Source organism: Undibacterium sp. RTI2.2 (assembly GCF_035018705.1).
Lineage (GTDB): Bacteria > Pseudomonadota > Gammaproteobacteria > Burkholderiales > Burkholderiaceae_D > Undibacterium.
Map to the genome: position 1 here is coordinate 83,440 of NZ_JASJXN010000009.1, position 15,446 is coordinate 98,885.

Genomic DNA, 15,446 nt, shown 5'->3' on the forward strand with positions numbered 1-15,446 from the left:
AAACTGAGGAATGCCTAGCTTACTGCGGTTCAGTGCGTACCACTTTTGCCAATGGGCAATATAGAGGGGGGTATCTTTTGCAAAAAATTACCGAAGCTAAAAAAGCTACCTCAGGGCTTGCTCCAAATCACTCGATTAGTTTTATCACGAAAATTTGGTTTAATGTCTACATTGCCCTGAGTATGCAGATTAGATGCTTAAGGGGTAAGAATTTGTAGTTAAATTTATCCTTGTCATCAGGCTTCACGTTAGTAATGAGTTCGATCAATAAATATATACTCGCTGGGTGTATATTTAATCGTTCAAGTATATCCTGCTCATTAGGCTTATTTTTATGAAAATTATGGGGAGTATATTAATTTAAGCACGAATTTGCTTGATTCGTACGCGCTGGCATGACGAGTCCAGCTCATTATTTTTAAGGGAGTCAAATACTTCATTTACTGGAATAACTTTTTTGCGACACGCCAGCTATCAAGCTTTTGCTCGGCTGAGCTAGCTAAAGTCTTAGTCGTATCTAACTTCCCCAAAGCTCACCATTAGGATTGGTTCTAGGTACTGCAACCCCAAAGTGCTCATAGGCTGATGGCGTTGCGATGCGTCCGCGAGGGGTGCGCTGCAAATAACCTTGCTGTATTAGATAAGGTTCTAACACGTCCTCGATCGTATCGCGCTCCTCGCCGATTGCTGCCGCCACATTGTCCAGGCCGACCGGGCCGCCGCCAAATTTAAATAAAATGGCTTCCAGTAATTTTCTGTCCATTACATCAAATCCGACGCTATCAACGTCCAGCATTTTGAGTGCCGCGTCGGCGATATTTTTGGTGATGTCGCCATTACCTTTTACTTCGGCATAATCTCTGACTCTGCGCAGCAGACGATTGGCGATACGCGGTGTGCCACGCGCACGTTTAGCGATTTCATACGCGCCATCGGGATTGATAGGGGAGTTAAGCAAAGATGCCGAGCGTGTCACGATGCGGGTTAATTCTTCTGCAGTATAAAATTCTAGGCGTGCCACGATGCCAAAACGGTCGCGCAAGGGGTTGGTCAACATGCCCGCACGGGTGGTTGCACCAACTAAGGTGAATGGCTGCAGATCCAGTTTAACCGAGCGTGCTGCGGGGCCTTCACCGATCATGATGTCGATCTGATAGTCTTCCAGCGCCGGGTATAAAATTTCTTCCACCACAGGCGACAAACGATGAATCTCGTCGATAAACAAGACGTCATTTGCTTCCAGATTGGTTAATAGAGCGGCTAAATCTCCTGCGCGCTCTAACACTGGGCCCGAGGTTTGACGTAAATTGACACCCATTTCACGCGCAATAATGTGTGCCAGTGTGGTTTTGCCTAAGCCTGGTGGACCGAATAGCAGCGTGTGATCGAGTGCTTCTTTTCGCTGTCTGGCAGCGGTGATAAAGATCTCTAGCTGACCGCGGATTTTTTCTTGTCCTACATACTCATCTAATTGTTTGGGACGAAGCGCTCGCTCGATCGCTTCTTCATTCGGTGATGCCGGTGTCGCCGCGATGATGCGGGTGTCGCTCAGGTTGTTCGTGCTACTGAAGTTGTCGGTTTGGATGCTCATGATGGATTAGCTTTTCGACAGAGATTTCAGGGCCAGCTTGATACCGTCAGAAACGCCGGTGCCAGCCGGTAAAGTCTTCAGCGCCAGCAAGGCTTCTTTGTCGGAGTAACCTAGCGCTAACAAGGCATTGAGTATGTCAGACTGATGGTCGTGCATTGCAATGCCGCCAGCACTGGCACCAATATCTGCACCCAACTTACCTTTGAGTTCCAGTAATAAACGCTCGGCAGTTTTTTTGCCTATGCCCGGGACGCGAGTTAGCCGGCTTGCTTCTTGTAAAGTAATCGCCTGCGCTAGATCACTGACTGACATGCCAGACAAAATGGATAGAGCAGTGCGTGCCCCAACACCACTGATTTTGATTAACTGCCGAAACGTGCTGCGTTCTTCTGCGCTGCCAAAGCCAAACAAAACATGCGCATCTTCGCGAATGGCAAGGTGCGTCAGCAAGACGACTTTCTCGCCTAGCGCAGGCAAGTTATAAAATGTACTCATTGGGACGTCAACGTCATAACCGACGCCCTGGCAGTCAACCAATAACTGAGGGGGATTTTTTTCGAGCAGAATACCTGCGATACGACCTATCATGGCAGCCCTTTTAGCTAGCTTAACTTGGAGGAAAATTGCAGCACAGAATTGCAGCGCATAATCACAACGCGCATTACTGTATAAATAAGCAGTAATGATAACCTATCCTATCAGGCGACCTGCACGTACTCGTAAGCCTTTTTTTGCTAAAGCGGGTGCAAGTTTGCCGAGCATCGCTAAAGTATCGCCGCTGTGCGCATGACAAATCGCAACACCCAATGCATCCGCCGCATCAGTGCTAGGCATGCCGGATAAGCTCAACAGCCGTTGCACCATATCTTGTACTTGTTCTTTTTTTGCTTTGCCATGACCGACCACGCCTTGCTTGACTTGCAGCGCCGTATATTCCGCTACGGTGAGGTCAGCGCTCACTAAAGCGCAGATCGCCGCTCCGCGTGCTTGTCCTAGTAACAGCGTTGACTGGGGATTGACATTGACGAAGACTTTTTCTACCGCTGCGCAATCGGGCTGGTAGGTTTTAATGATTTCAGAAACGCCGAGCAAAATGGTTTTGAGGCGTTCTGGCAAGGATTCATCTGCCGTTTTAATCGTACCGGAGGCGATGTAAGTTAACTTGTTACCTTGTTTATCGATGACGCCAAAGCCGGTAGTGCGCAGGCCAGGGTCGATGCCGAGAATTTTCATCGCGGCACCTCCAAAAATCGATCGCATGACAACCTTCTAATGACGACGTGCAAGGGATGATTTTTGAAGGGATGCATGAATGCCGTATTAATGACGGAAATGACGTATGCCAGTGTAAATCATGACAACACCGCGTTCGTCCGCCGCATCAATGACTTCCCGATCACGCATAGAGCCGCCTGGATGAATCACGCAGGTGGCACCCGCATCGACCACTACATCAAGGCCATCGCGGAACGGGAAAAACGCGTCGGATGCTACTGCTGAACCGGTCAGCGTCAAGCCAGCATTTTGTGCTTTGATCGATGCTATGCGGGCAGAATCAATACGGCTCATCTGGCCAGCACCAACGCCGAGTGTCATGCCATTGCCACAGAAGACGATCGCATTTGATTTCACAAATTTGGCAACGCGCCATGCAAACATCATATCTGCCATTTGTTGTGGCGTTGGTTGCAGTTTTGAGACTACCCGTAATTCTTCAGCGCCTACATTTTTAGAATCTGGTGCCTGTACCAGCAGGCCGCCGCCAACACGTTTAAGGTCGTAGGTATTGATGCCCTTGCCCAAAGAAATTTCTAGCAAACGCACATTTTGTTTTGCTGCAAAAATTTGTTTGGCTTCGGCAGTAAATGACGGTGCGATCAGCACTTCAACAAATTGTTTTGCAACGATCTCAGCAGCTTTGCCGTCAAGTTCACGGTTGAAGGCGATAATGCCGCCGAACGCGGAAGTCGGGTCCGTTTGCAGAGCTTTGCTATAGGCTTCAAATGGAGTCGCACCTAAGGCAACGCCGCACGGGTTTGCATGTTTGACGATCACGCAAGCGGATTCCGCGAAGGATTTGACGCATTCCCAAGCAGCATCGGCATCAGCGATGTTGTTGTACGACAGTTCTTTACCTTGCAATTGCGTGTAATTCGCCAGTGACCCATCCAGGCTAATCAGATCGCGGTAGAACGCAGCGGACTGATGCGGGTTTTCGCCGTAACGCATTTCCTGTACTTTTTCAAAATGCAGGTTCAGCGTTTGTGGATAGCTGCTGCGAGTCGCATGCACTTTATCTTCGCCGAGACTAGTCAGATAATTGGTGATCGCACCATCGTATTGCGCGGTATGCGCAAATACCTTTTTCGCTAACGTGAATTTAGTATCGTAGCTGACGACGTTTTGATTTGCTGTCATTTCATCCAGCACGACCTGATAGTCGCTAGGGTCAACGATCACCACAACATCTTTATGATTCTTGGCGGACGAGCGCAACATCGTTGGACCACCGATATCGATATTCTCAATCGCGTCTTCCAAAGAACATTCGCCTTTAGCAACGGTTTGCTGGAACGGGTACAGATTGACGACCACCATATCGATGGTCGGAATACCATGCTTTTCTAATGCAGCTACATGCTCAGGAAAATCACGCCGCGCCAGAATTCCGCCATGGACTTTCGGATGCAAAGTCTTTACACGACCATCCAGCATTTCAGGGAAACCGGTGTAGTCAGCAACCTCGGTCACTGGCAAACCGTTGTCGGCCAGTAGTTTTGCCGTACCACCCGTGGACAATAACTTGACACCCATGCCGGACAGCGCACGTGCGAACTCAAGAATGCCGGTCTTGTCGGAGACGGAGATGAGAGCTTGTTTGATCATGATAAGGAGCTAAGGAGCTTGTGAAGTGGAAGAATTCGGTAGCAAAAACAGATCAGGAGTTGCGAGATCTGCCCACGCCTTTGATGCTAGCTGGCTATTACAGCAAGCCGTGTTGCTGTAACTTTTTACGTAACGTATTGCGGTTGATGCCCAGCATATCTGCTGCTTGTGATTGATTGCTTTCCGCTCGGGTCATGACCATTTCTAACATTGGTTTTTCTACAGCCAACACGACCATATCGTAAATATTGGAGGCAGGTTGTTCTCCCAGATCACGGAAGTATTTTTCCAAATTTTTGTGAACGGCTTCTTGAATGCTATCTTTGCTCATGCTTTTAATTTTCTATCAGTGCTTGTTTGACTTATTCTTGTTGAATACGTTTTTTCTTAAATCCCTACTGTTTCTCTTTCGCTTTTGACGAAGATGAAAACAGAAAAAATGAACTACGCTGCCAACTTTTCTTCGGAGGGGCGGTATTGTAACCGCTCGCTGGTCTGACGATCAAAAAACATTTTTACTGCATCTAACTGGTCTTCGCATGAGGTTAGTAAATTCATCTCTTGTCGAAAATCTTCGCCACCAACTAAATCTTGTACATACCAACCTATATGCTTGCGCGCCGTTCGTACTCCCATGAATTCACCGTAGAAAGCATAGTGAGCGCGTAAATGTGCATCCATCAAACGGCTGACTTCGGACACCATCGGGGCTGGTAAATAAGTGCCGGTTTTCAGGAAGTGTTCGATCTCGCGGAATATCCACGGTCGTCCTTGTGCCGCGCGACCTATCATGATCGCGTCTGCACCTGTCACTTGTAGAACATACTTGGCTTTTTCTGGTGTCGTGATATCGCCGTTGGCAACTACCGGAATATTGACTGCTGCTTTGACGGCGGCGATAGTCTCGTATTCTGCATCGCCTTTATAGCCGTCTGCACGAGTACGCCCATGCAGCGTCAGCATGGCGATCCCTGCGGATTCGGCAATGCGTGCGATATTCAAGGCGTTTTTGTTGGCTCTGTCCCAGCCAGTACGAAACTTCAACGTGACCGGCACATCGACCGCATTGACAACCGCTTCTAAAATCGTTGCGACCAGTTTTTCATTTTGTAGCAGCGCCGAACCGCACCAGGCGTTACAGACTTTTTTGACCGGGCAGCCCATATTGATATCAATAATCTGCGCACCTCTGTCCACATTATGCTTGGCACATTCCGCCAGCATAGTCGGATCTGCTCCGGCGATCTGAACGGCTTTTGGCTCCATCTCACCTTCGTGATTGGTGCGGCGCGAAGACTTCTCGGTATCCCACAACTTTGGATTCGACGCCGCCATTTCAGATACCGCATAACCAGCACCCAACTCTTTACATAGCTGGCGAAACGGTCTGTCCGTCACGCCAGCCATGGGCGCAACAAAAAGATTATTCCGCAACTGATGGGATCCGATTTGCATAATGGAGATAAATTGGGGTAGAGAGTAGCGAAAAGCCAGATCGGCAAGGAAAAGTATTCTACCTGAAATGTGCCTAAATAATTAGCAAAATACTTGACCTAAAATCAGAATATTTTTATCTATCTAGGTTGACTTAATGATAGTTTGGTTTTCTGAATACTTCATAAAAAGGGTCTTCGTCGTTCTATTTAAACGGCATAAAATTATAGAGATGCTAATTTGCAATTATCTTTGTGTATAGTTGCTGACAAATAGCAGCCTTGACTTACTTTGGCGTATCAATTTTTATCTGATTCTAATTTTCAACTAAGTATTGATCGCTTCTAAAGTCTTTTTTAAAGCCTATTTCATCACTGATTTTCAGTCGGTATTAATCAGTCAAGGATGAAATATGTTTTTAACTTTAAGGAGCTGCCGTGAGTACTATCCAAGTAAAGAGCAACACAGAAAATCAAGCAAAAAATCAAGCAGCCGGTTTGCATAAAATTACTATCGTCGGCGGCGGTGCCGGTGGTTTAGAGTTGGCGGTCAGGCTTGGTAAAAAATTAGGTAGAAAAAAGAAAGCAATCATCACTTTGATTGATGCTAGCCGCACTCATTTATGGAAGCCTTTATTGCATCAAGTCGCTGCAGGCACTTTGGACAGTCATGCGGACGAGCGCGAGTATTTCGCACTGGCGCGCTCGAATCATTTTGAGTTTCGCTTAGGGCGTATGGATGGTCTGAGCAGAGAGAAGAAAGAAATTTATCTCTCCGCGACCTGTGATGAAGATGGTAGTGAATTGCTGCCGCGTCAGGCGATTGCTTACGATAGTCTGGTGATTGCGTTAGGTAGCCAGACCAATGATTTTGGTACGCCGGGTGCGCGCGAGAATAGCATCATGCTGGACTCGCTTCCCGCGGCAGAACGCTTCCACCAGAAGCTAGTCAATTGCTGCTTACGTGCGCAAACACAAGCGCAGCAATCTGGTGAAGGACGCTTCACAGTGACGATCATCGGTGGCGGCGCTACGGGGGTGGAGCTGGCTGCCGAACTGCACATGACGACTAAAATTTTATCTAGTTATGGACTGGTCAATTTTCATCCGGAAAAAGATTTAAAAATCGTCATCGTGGATGCGGCTCCGCGTTTGTTACAGATGCTGCCAGAGCGCTTATCCGACGCAGTTGCCCGTGAATTACGCAGTATTGCAGTAGAAGTGCATACCAACGAACGTGTGGTAGAAGTCACCAAAGAAGGTGTCAGCATGTCTAGCGGAAAATTTATCCCCAGTGGCATTGTCGTTTGGGCGGCAGGGATTAAGGCGCCAGAATTTTTAAAAGATCTGGACGGTCTGGAAACCAACCGCATCAATCAGTTAGTCGTGCACCGGACTTTGCAAACCACACGTGATACATCGATTTTTGCTCTTGGCGACTGTTGCGCCTGCCCGCAAGGCGAGGGCTTACCGACGGTCCCGCCCCGCGCCCAATCTGCGCATCAGCAAGCAAGTCTGTTGGCAGATTCTCTAAGCCGGATGTTGCAGGGAAAATCGCTAAAAGAGTTCACCTACAAAGATTATGGTTCTCTGGTCTCGTTAGGCAACTACACTACAGTCGGCAGTTTAATGGGCGCACTGGCAAATGGCTCGGTCTTCATTGAAGGTACTCTCGCCAAATGGATGTATTGGTCACTGCACAAAAACCACCAGGTTGCTGTCAATGGCTTGTTTCATACATGGCTATCCACCTGGGCGGAAACAATTGATAGGGTGCGCAATCCCCGGATTAAGTTGCACTAATCAGTTGTTAGCTTTGTCATCGGTTCCCTTAGTGCATTTTGATTGAACTTAAGCGACGCGCAAGGATGAAATTGCATTGTGCGTCGCAGCAAATTGTAGAGTGTGCGTTCGACTTATTTGCAAAAGACTTGCCTAGATTTCTCCTAGGCGCTAGCATCAATTATCTGCATAATGTCAATACTAGCGACTACAGCGGTTGTACATCTATTTCGCGCGCATTCTGCGCGAAGCATCGAGCTAATTAAAAGTAGGCAAGTGCAAAGTATTATGAGGTGTATAAGAAGCACGCGAGAGTTGTATTAATTCGAGGCTCCCATGTGCACCGCTTGCATGAATCATCACGCGATCAAAACAACAATCAGAGACAAGGAAAACAGCATGGATAAGTTTTGGCTTAAATCGTACCCGCAAGGCGTACCGGAAGAAATCGATTTTTCACAATATAAATCGCTGGTGCAATTGCTGGAAGAAGCTTTCCAAAAATACGCGGCACGTAATGCCTACGTTTGTATGGACAAGTTTCTGACTTACGGCGAGCTAGATACCTTGTCCCAAAAAATGGGTGCATGGTTGCAAAATAAAGGTCTGGCAAAAGGTGCGCGCGTCGCGATCATGATGCCAAATGTACTGCAATATCCTGTTGTTATGGCCGCCGTGTTGCGCGCTGGTTATACCGTCGTCAACGTCAACCCCTTGTACACGCCACGTGAGTTAGAGCATCAGTTAAAAGACTCTGGTGCAGAGGCGATTTTTATTCTGGAAAACTTTGCGCACACCTTGGCACAAGTGATTGATAAAACCGCGATTAAGCATGTGGTCGTTGCCAGTATGGGCGATATGTTGGGTGGCCTTAAAGGCATGATCGTCAATTTTGTCGTGCGCAATATCAAAAAAATGGTACCTGCTTTTTCTTTGCCCAACGCGATTCGCTTTAAGCAAGTTCTCGCAGAGTCGGGGCGCCTGACATTTAATCCTGTCAGCATTGGTCACGATGACGTTGCGTTTTTACAGTACACCGGCGGCACCACTGGTGTATCGAAAGGTGCGACGCTGACACACCGTAATGTCATCGCCAATATTCTGCAAAACGAAGCATGGCTTGCACCTGGTATGCAGGGTCAGGATATGACTCAACAAAAGACCATCGTTTGCGCTTTGCCTCTTTATCATATCTTTGCGTTGACCGTCTGCAGCTTACTTGGCACTCGCATCGGTGCGCTGAATCTGTTGATTCCTAATCCCCGCGATATGCCCGGCTTTATCAAGGAACTGGCCAAGTACAAGGTCAATATTTTCCCGGCGGTTAACACCTTGTACAACGGCTTACTGAATAATCCTGAGTTTGCCAAACTGGATTTCTCTGGTTACCAAATTTGTAGTGGCGGCGGTATGGCAGTACAAAAAGCGGTTGCCGACAAATGGCTTAAAGTCACTGGCTGCGCGATTTCTGAAGGTTATGGTTTGTCTGAGACATCGCCTGTTGCAACCGGCAATCCGGTAACGACCAAAGAATTCTCTGGCACGATAGGCTTGCCTATTCCGTCTACTGAGATCGCTATTTTGGATGACGACGGTAACCCTGTACTTTTGGGACAACCGGGCGAAATCGCGATCCGCGGCCCGCAAGTCATGGTCGGTTATTGGAATCGTCCGGATGAAACAGCCAAGGTCATGACTGCCGATGGCTTCTTCAAATCTGGCGACGTTGGTATTATGGATGCACGTGGTTACACCACGATTGTGGATCGTAAAAAAGACATGATTTTGGTATCCGGTTTTAACGTATATCCAAATGAGATCGAAGGCGTTGTCGCCTTGCACCCGGGCGTATTGGAGTGCGCTTGTGTCGGCGTACCAGATGCCAACTCAGGCGAGGCCGTTAAACTGTTTGTGGTACGCAAAGATCCGGCGCTCACTGTCGATCAGTTAATGGCGTATTGCAAAGAACAGTTCACTGCATACAAAAAACCGAAATACATTGAGTTCCGCATGGATCTGCCAAAAACCAATGTCGGAAAAATTTTGCGCCGTGAATTGCGAGATGAAAAGAAGGCAGCGTAAGTACATAAGTAAGCAAGTATCGTAAAAATGTTCTTGCAATAGAGTGAAATTAAATATACTCCCCCAGTCATTAAGTAAAAATATACTGATTGTCCATAGAATCATTGGACGATTAAAATATACTAATCAGGAGTATGTATAAATAAAAAGGAAAGCCATGTGCTTTCCTTTTTTGTTTTTTAACAATTGTTTTGCTTGTGTCAATCTAAATTGCGTCTAGAATAAATAGGGTCAAGCTGTTGCCCGACTATGTTTTGAATGCGCTCCATAAGATATTCTCAAACTAAATAAGGTCGTCATCAGTAGCAGCATCAAATTCGTCATCAAATTCGTCAATTTGATTTTCAATTCATCGCAAACCTAATCCACCGGAGATCACCATGCCATTCCCATATCGCTTTACTGCCGCCACCTTGTTGATCGTCTCGTCCTCTGCATTTGCGGCGTCGCTAAGCGACCTGAGCAATCAGGACGCTAGTGCTGGTTTAAAAGCCGCGCTCGATAAAGGGTCGTCTTTGGCGGTGGCTAAATTAGGTGTCGAAAACGGCTTCTTAAATAACGACAAAGTAAGAATCCAATTGCCATCCATCTTAGAGCAAGCGCGTCCGCTACTTAAAATGACCGGACGTGGTCAACAACTGGACGATCTGGTGATCTCCATGAACCGCGCTGCCGAATCTGCGGTGCCAATGGCCAAGCCACTGCTGATGGATGCGATTAAATCCATGTCAGTCACCGACGCCAAAAATATTCTCACCGGCGGCGATACCTCGGTAACAGATTTCTTCAAACAAAAAACCTCCACGCCGCTCGCTACTAAGTTTTTACCTCTGGTAAAAGGTGTCACAGACAAAGCTGGCTTATCGGCTAAATACAATAGCGTAATGGGACAAGCAGAAAAAATGGGAGCAGTACCGAAAGAGCAGGCCACGGTAGAAGGCTACGTAACTCAACGTGCGATGGACGGTTTATTTCTGATGATAGGCGAAGAAGAAAAAGCCATACGCCAGGACCCGATTGGCAGTGGCAGCAAGATCATCGGCAAGGTGTTTGGCCTGCTGAAATAAGGGTGATGTTCTATAAGGGGATGATGCCGTGCGCAGCGGCACGGTGATTAGCATTAATTTATTTTTCTGATTGAATAAACAAAATAAAAGGGGCGTACCAGGCGAATTGGTAGGCTCCATTTTTCTCAATAAACCAGTAAGGCAATATCAGTAAACCTAGGCTAAATGCCGCAATGGATGCGCATGTGCTGGCCACACTTCCGCAAAAAAACTACTTACCATTTCTGCACTCACTTCGGCTAATGTAGCCGGCGACCATTGCGGTGTGTTGTCTTTATCCACCACCAGTGCTCGTACGCCTTCCAGGACTTCACCATGTTTAAAGCAATGACGCACCATCGTGCGTTCCATACGCAAGCAATCGGCCACTGACATTGTGCTGCCGCGACGTAACTGTTCTAGCGTCACGCTCATCAATAAGGGAGAACGCTTTTGCATTACTGCTGCAGCCTGTTGCGTAAATTCGCTCGCATCACCCGCTAGCGATGCTGCAATCGCCTTCGCATCATTGCTCGTAAAATGCTGATCAATCAGCGCACGATGAGTAGCCAAACGGCTGCTTGTGGTATTTGCCTGTTCTGCAAACGGAGCAGCAAACTCGCGGATGGCGTGGCGGATATCGCCAGAAGTTGTGGTCGCCAACAGCGCCATCAATGCGGGTAATTCTGTAGTCGGTATAAACACATCAGCCAAGCCTGCATACAAAGCATCAGCCGCATTGATGATGTCTCCGGTCAGACCCAGATACGTCCCGATTTGTCCCGGCGCGCGCGACAGAAAATAACCACCACCAACGTCGGGGAACAGGCCAATATTCACTTCCGGCATTGCCATCTTGGTGCGCTCTGTCACGATCCTCAAACGACAATCTTCCCCTGCCTGTGCTATGCCCATACCGCCACCCATCACCACGCCGTTCATCAAGGCGATATAAGGCTTAGGATAAAAATGAATCAGATGATTCAGCGCATATTCTTCGGTAAAAAAATCTTCCAGCAAGGCGCTATCGCCTTTGGGTGTCGCAGTGCCGACATCATAGAAAAAGCGGATGTCACCACCGGCACAAAACGCTTTCTCTGCGCTGCTATGAATAAACACCGCATGCACATTGGCGTCATCATGCCAAGCCAGCAAAGTCTGCGTAATCGCCCGTACCATTTCCAGCGATAAAGAGTTGAGTGCTTTAGGGCGGTCAAGTGTGATGTAGCCGATGTGATTGTTGACGGAGGTTTGGATATAGTCGCTCATGGCTTATTGGGGAGTTGGATTGAAGGAAGATTTTAACTTTTTTATCTGAAGTACATCAGTTAACTGAGTATTGGAGAGCAGTAATGCTTTATCTGTACTCATTGATTGCCTTATGACGCGCCGACGTGGCTCTGGAATTATCATTATATTTTTATGGTCGTTTACCGCAACCCCAGCCACAAACCTGCCGGCACAAACAAGAGCGCCGCCAGGTTTCCCAGTAACACAATCGAAGCGACTTTGTCTGGTTCTTGCTGATATTGTTCTGCCACCATAAAACAAAAAACGGCGGGTGGCAGGGCGGCGAATAAGTACATTTGGCCGCGTTGTGCCGTGCTTAGCGGCAAGACTGGATCTAGCAACAGTGCGAGCAGCAATCCCGCCACCGGACAGGTGATGGCACCGACCAGACCGATGCGCCAACTGGCGAAATTAATGTCCAGCATACGCACACCCAACGCAAATAACATGATGGGGATACCGGCGTCGCCCGTCATTTTAAGTGCGATGAATAAATACGCTGGCAGGTGCACATGCAGCAGCGCGAAAATCATCCCCAGCATCATCGATAACATCATCGGACTGCGTAAAAATTTGAGCGGTGAACCTTGATGACCGGGGTGGCCGCGCTGAATAATTTTAATGCCAACCGTGAAGTACACCAGGTTACACGCCATAAACAGAGCAACCGCTGCCGACAGTCCATTTGCACCAAACGCCAGTGCCGCCAGAGGCAAGCCCATGTTGCCGCAATTGTTGTACATCATAGGCGGCACAAAGCCGCGTACATCGTAGCCCAGCAAGCGTGCCACTGGCCACGCCAGCAAGCCAGAGCCGAGCGCAATCAGCACGCCGGCCAGGATCAGCCAGGCGTTGTGAGCGACATCAAATTCTTTTGCGGCCAAAGCGCAAAACACCAGCAACGGACAGAGCACATCCATACTGACGCGGTTGATCGCCACCATATCGTCTTTGACGCCAGCCCCTTTATCGGCAGTATTTCTAAAGCGCGCATATAGATAGCCTAGAGCGATGATGATGAACACCGGCAAGATGATAGCGATGATGCGTTCAAATAATTCCATGGGTATGTGTTATTAGCGATTAGAGTAGAGATTTTTAATATACTCCCCCATTTTTTTAATAAAAATGGCCGATTGCCCAAGTTATATATGGACATGTAAATATACATATTGGGGGTATATTAATTATCATGGGAGCGGATGTTTTAAAATTCTTCATCGAAATGCCACTTAATCACACTTTCAGCGTTTTCAATACTGCGTAATCCAGCGGTAGCGCGGTGGTGCTTTTGATGATTTCCATTACAAAGCTAGAGCTGACATCTTGCAAATCAGCGACCTTGACCAATTTTTTATATACCTGATCGTAACCGGCCATGTCCGGTACCAGCACCTTCAGCAGGTAATCGGTATCACCACTCATACGCAGAATTTCGACAATTTCCGGGATGTCCTTGGTGCCGCTGATAAAGCGCTGCATCCAGCCTTCGTTATGCTGTGCCGCTTTTAAGGCAACCATTACGGTCAGTCCCAGATTGAGCTTGCCGGGATCGCATAGCACGACTTGTTGCCGGATCACGCCATCGTCTTGCAAACGTTGCACGCGCCGCCAGCATGGCGTGACCGACAAATGCACCGCCTGCGCCAGATCGGCCAAAGCGATGGAGGCATCTTTTTGAAGAATTTGTAATATTTCGATATCTTTTTTATCCATAGATTCAATTTTATAGAAAATTATTCTCAATAAGATGAATTATCTATGATTTTTTGGTAAAAAATTTCATCTCGGCTTTGTTACGATGAGACTTAGCCAATTTCACCGTAGCAAGGTACGACGAGGCTGCAGCTGGCGCGCTTTGGTGAGCTACGGCATCGCAGTTAATTGGGCAAATCGATCAGATCGAACAAATTCAGAGTAATTCAGCACAATCAAGGACGCATCATGAGTAAGCACGATCCGCAATGGCAAACCGCCACCAAACTGACTCACGCAGGGCGCAAAGGTAAAGCGCACCACGGGCCAGTGAATCCGCCGGTCATCCGTGCTTCAACCATGCTATTTCCCAATGTGGCAGGTTTGAAAGAGGCGACCGGCACCCGAGCAATTTACGGCCGTCACGGTAATGAGACGACTTTGGCACTGGAACATGCTTTATGTGCAGCAGAAGGCGCAGCCGCTTGTTTGCTGACACCATCGGGTTTATCTGCGATCACTACTACTTTGCTGGCTTTGTTAAAACCGGGCGATCATTTACTGATGGTGGATACGACTTACGATCCGACCCGTTTATTTTGTGATGGCTTGCTCAAAAAAATGGGTATCAGCACCACTTATTATGATCCCCTGATCGGCAGGAATATCGCCTCATTGATGCAGCCTAATACCAAAGTCGTTTTTGTCGAATCACCAGGATCATTGACGTTTGAGGTGCAGGACATTCCTGCGATGGCCGCAGTTGCGCATGCAAGCGGCGCAGTGATTGTGTCTGACAGCACCTGGGCAACGCCGATAGGCTGGTCTTCGTTTGAACTGGGCATTGATGTGTCTCTCCACGCGGCGACAAAATATATTGTTGGCCATTCTGACGCCATGATGGGTGTGATTTTAACCAAAGAAGCCTTGCATCCTCGTTTGCGCGACACCTACAAGCAACTGGGCTTATCGGTCGGTGCTGACGATGCAGCATTGGCTTTACGCGGTTTGCGCACGATGTCGGCGCGCCTGGCGGTACACAGGGTCAGCGCATTACATATCGCGCAGTGGTTACAAGCTCAGCCAGAAATCGCCGAAGTGCTGTATCCACCGATGCCAGGTGCAGCAGGGCATGAACTATGGAAGCGCGATTTTCATCCTGATTATGCCTGTGGTTTAATGGGGGCGATTTTTCATCAACACATCACAGAACAACAAGTTGCCGAGCTGATAGACCGCACGGAATTATTCGGTATCGGCTTTAGCTGGGGCGGCTACGAGAGTCTGATTTTGCCGACCAAGCCAAAAAACTGCCGCACCGTCAACGCCAGCCAATGGCAGGCGCCGATGATACGTTTGCATATCGGTCTGGAAGCAGTTCAAGATTTGCAGCATGATTTGCAGCAGGGGTTTGAGGCATTGAGAAATCTTGATTGTGCGGAACCTATTGCCGCCTAATTTGTCCATGTTCTGTAGCCAATTTTAAGACAGGTCTTACACAGATTGGCACGATGTAACTTACCGGTTTCTACTCTCTCCAGATGGTAGATTTTGCCCGCTAGTCCAGCGGGCATTTTTTTGCACTTGGGGTTCGAGCGCCCCCGGTCATTAATGGTCAGTAACGGACAGTAATCTAGAGTA

13 protein-coding genes are annotated in these 15,446 nt (G+C 48.0%); 4 read left to right on the forward strand and 9 right to left on the reverse strand.

Going from position 1 to position 15,446, the window contains the following annotated elements; translation table 11 throughout:
• Positions 1-517: 517 nt before the first annotated feature.
• From ruvB to dusB, 6 genes are all read right to left on the reverse strand, one after another.
• Positions 518-1,591 (reverse strand): Holliday junction branch migration DNA helicase RuvB, encoded by a 1,074-nt coding sequence (ruvB, locus tag QN395_RS07070; protein ID WP_323492172.1) that lies wholly within the window; start codon positions 1,589-1,591, stop codon positions 518-520.
• Between the two features lie 6 nt (positions 1,592-1,597).
• Positions 1,598-2,179: a Holliday junction branch migration protein RuvA gene (gene ruvA / locus QN395_RS07075; protein ID WP_322120170.1), complete on the reverse strand. Its 582-nt coding sequence runs from the start codon at positions 2,177-2,179 to the stop codon at positions 1,598-1,600.
• A 102-nt stretch (positions 2,180-2,281) separates the two neighbouring features.
• Entirely contained in the window at positions 2,282-2,824 is a 543-nt protein-coding gene (gene ruvC, locus QN395_RS07080; RefSeq protein ID WP_323492185.1) for a crossover junction endodeoxyribonuclease RuvC, read from the reverse strand.
• Positions 2,825-2,911: 87 nt separating this feature from the next.
• Positions 2,912-4,477 carry a bifunctional phosphoribosylaminoimidazolecarboxamide formyltransferase/IMP cyclohydrolase gene (gene purH, locus QN395_RS07085; protein WP_323492171.1) on the reverse strand — a complete coding sequence of 522 codons (1,566 nt, stop codon included), beginning with the start codon at positions 4,475-4,477 and terminating at the stop codon, positions 2,912-2,914.
• A 97-nt stretch (positions 4,478-4,574) separates the two neighbouring features.
• On the reverse strand, positions 4,575-4,808 hold the full coding sequence (locus QN395_RS07090; RefSeq protein ID WP_322120168.1) for a helix-turn-helix domain-containing protein: 234 nt from the start codon (positions 4,806-4,808) through the stop codon (positions 4,575-4,577).
• 113 nt (positions 4,809-4,921) lie between these two features.
• Positions 4,922-5,932 carry a tRNA dihydrouridine synthase DusB gene (gene dusB / locus QN395_RS07095; RefSeq protein WP_322120167.1) on the reverse strand — a complete coding sequence of 337 codons (1,011 nt, stop codon included), beginning with the start codon at positions 5,930-5,932 and terminating at the stop codon, positions 4,922-4,924.
• A gap of 416 nt (positions 5,933-6,348) precedes the next feature.
• On the opposite strand from dusB, the gene QN395_RS07100 reads away from it, so the two are divergent.
• From QN395_RS07100 to QN395_RS07110, 3 genes are all read left to right on the forward strand, one after another.
• Entirely contained in the window at positions 6,349-7,713 is a 1,365-nt protein-coding gene (locus QN395_RS07100; protein ID WP_322120166.1) for an NAD(P)/FAD-dependent oxidoreductase, read from the forward strand.
• A gap of 378 nt (positions 7,714-8,091) precedes the next feature.
• Complete coding sequence (locus QN395_RS07105; RefSeq protein WP_322120165.1) at positions 8,092-9,774, forward strand: long-chain fatty acid--CoA ligase; 1,683 nt, start codon at positions 8,092-8,094, stop codon at positions 9,772-9,774.
• 380 nt (positions 9,775-10,154) lie between these two features.
• Complete coding sequence (locus QN395_RS07110; RefSeq protein WP_322120164.1) at positions 10,155-10,841, forward strand: DUF4197 domain-containing protein; 687 nt, start codon at positions 10,155-10,157, stop codon at positions 10,839-10,841.
• Between the two features lie 156 nt (positions 10,842-10,997).
• On the opposite strand, the gene QN395_RS07115 is transcribed toward QN395_RS07110, so the two are convergent.
• The 3 genes from QN395_RS07115 to QN395_RS07125 form a co-directional block, all read right to left on the reverse strand.
• On the reverse strand, positions 10,998-12,089 hold the full coding sequence (locus QN395_RS07115; RefSeq protein ID WP_322120163.1) for an enoyl-CoA hydratase/isomerase family protein: 1,092 nt from the start codon (positions 12,087-12,089) through the stop codon (positions 10,998-11,000).
• A 161-nt stretch (positions 12,090-12,250) separates the two neighbouring features.
• Positions 12,251-13,174, reverse strand: a complete 924-nt coding sequence (locus tag QN395_RS07120) for an AEC family transporter (protein ID WP_322120162.1) — start codon at positions 13,172-13,174, stop codon at positions 12,251-12,253.
• A gap of 172 nt (positions 13,175-13,346) precedes the next feature.
• On the reverse strand, positions 13,347-13,826 hold the full coding sequence (locus QN395_RS07125) for an Lrp/AsnC family transcriptional regulator (protein ID WP_322120161.1): 480 nt from the start codon (positions 13,824-13,826) through the stop codon (positions 13,347-13,349).
• 228 nt (positions 13,827-14,054) lie between these two features.
• Between QN395_RS07125 and metC the strand changes: the two genes are divergently transcribed.
• Positions 14,055-15,263: a cystathionine beta-lyase gene (gene metC / locus QN395_RS07130; RefSeq protein ID WP_322120160.1), complete on the forward strand. Its 1,209-nt coding sequence runs from the start codon at positions 14,055-14,057 to the stop codon at positions 15,261-15,263.
• Positions 15,264-15,446 lie beyond the last annotated feature (183 nt).

What these genes read in the sequence shown, in the direction of transcription:
- ruvA (WP_322120170.1), bottom strand. Translation starts at nt 2,179, where the DNA reads ATGATAGGTCGTATCGCAGGTATTCTGCTCGAAAAAAATCCCCCTCAG.
- QN395_RS07090 (WP_322120168.1), bottom strand. Translation starts at nt 4,808, where the DNA reads ATGAGCAAAGATAGCATTCAAGAAGCCGTTCACAAAAATTTGGAAAAA.
- QN395_RS07125 (WP_322120161.1), bottom strand. Translation starts at nt 13,826, where the DNA reads ATGGATAAAAAAGATATCGAAATATTACAAATTCTTCAAAAAGATGCC.
- metC (WP_322120160.1), top strand. Translation starts at nt 14,055, where the DNA reads ATGAGTAAGCACGATCCGCAATGGCAAACCGCCACCAAACTGACTCAC.
- ruvB (WP_323492172.1), bottom strand. Translation starts at nt 1,591, where the DNA reads ATGAGCATCCAAACCGACAACTTCAGTAGCACGAACAACCTGAGCGAC.
- QN395_RS07105 (WP_322120165.1), top strand. Translation starts at nt 8,092, where the DNA reads ATGGATAAGTTTTGGCTTAAATCGTACCCGCAAGGCGTACCGGAAGAA.
- QN395_RS07110 (WP_322120164.1), top strand. Translation starts at nt 10,155, where the DNA reads ATGCCATTCCCATATCGCTTTACTGCCGCCACCTTGTTGATCGTCTCG.
- QN395_RS07120 (WP_322120162.1), bottom strand. Translation starts at nt 13,174, where the DNA reads ATGGAATTATTTGAACGCATCATCGCTATCATCTTGCCGGTGTTCATC.
- purH (WP_323492171.1), bottom strand. Translation starts at nt 4,477, where the DNA reads ATGATCAAACAAGCTCTCATCTCCGTCTCCGACAAGACCGGCATTCTT.
- ruvC (WP_323492185.1), bottom strand. Translation starts at nt 2,824, where the DNA reads ATGAAAATTCTCGGCATCGACCCTGGCCTGCGCACTACCGGCTTTGGC.
- QN395_RS07115 (WP_322120163.1), bottom strand. Translation starts at nt 12,089, where the DNA reads ATGAGCGACTATATCCAAACCTCCGTCAACAATCACATCGGCTACATC.
- dusB (WP_322120167.1), bottom strand. Translation starts at nt 5,932, where the DNA reads ATGCAAATCGGATCCCATCAGTTGCGGAATAATCTTTTTGTTGCGCCC.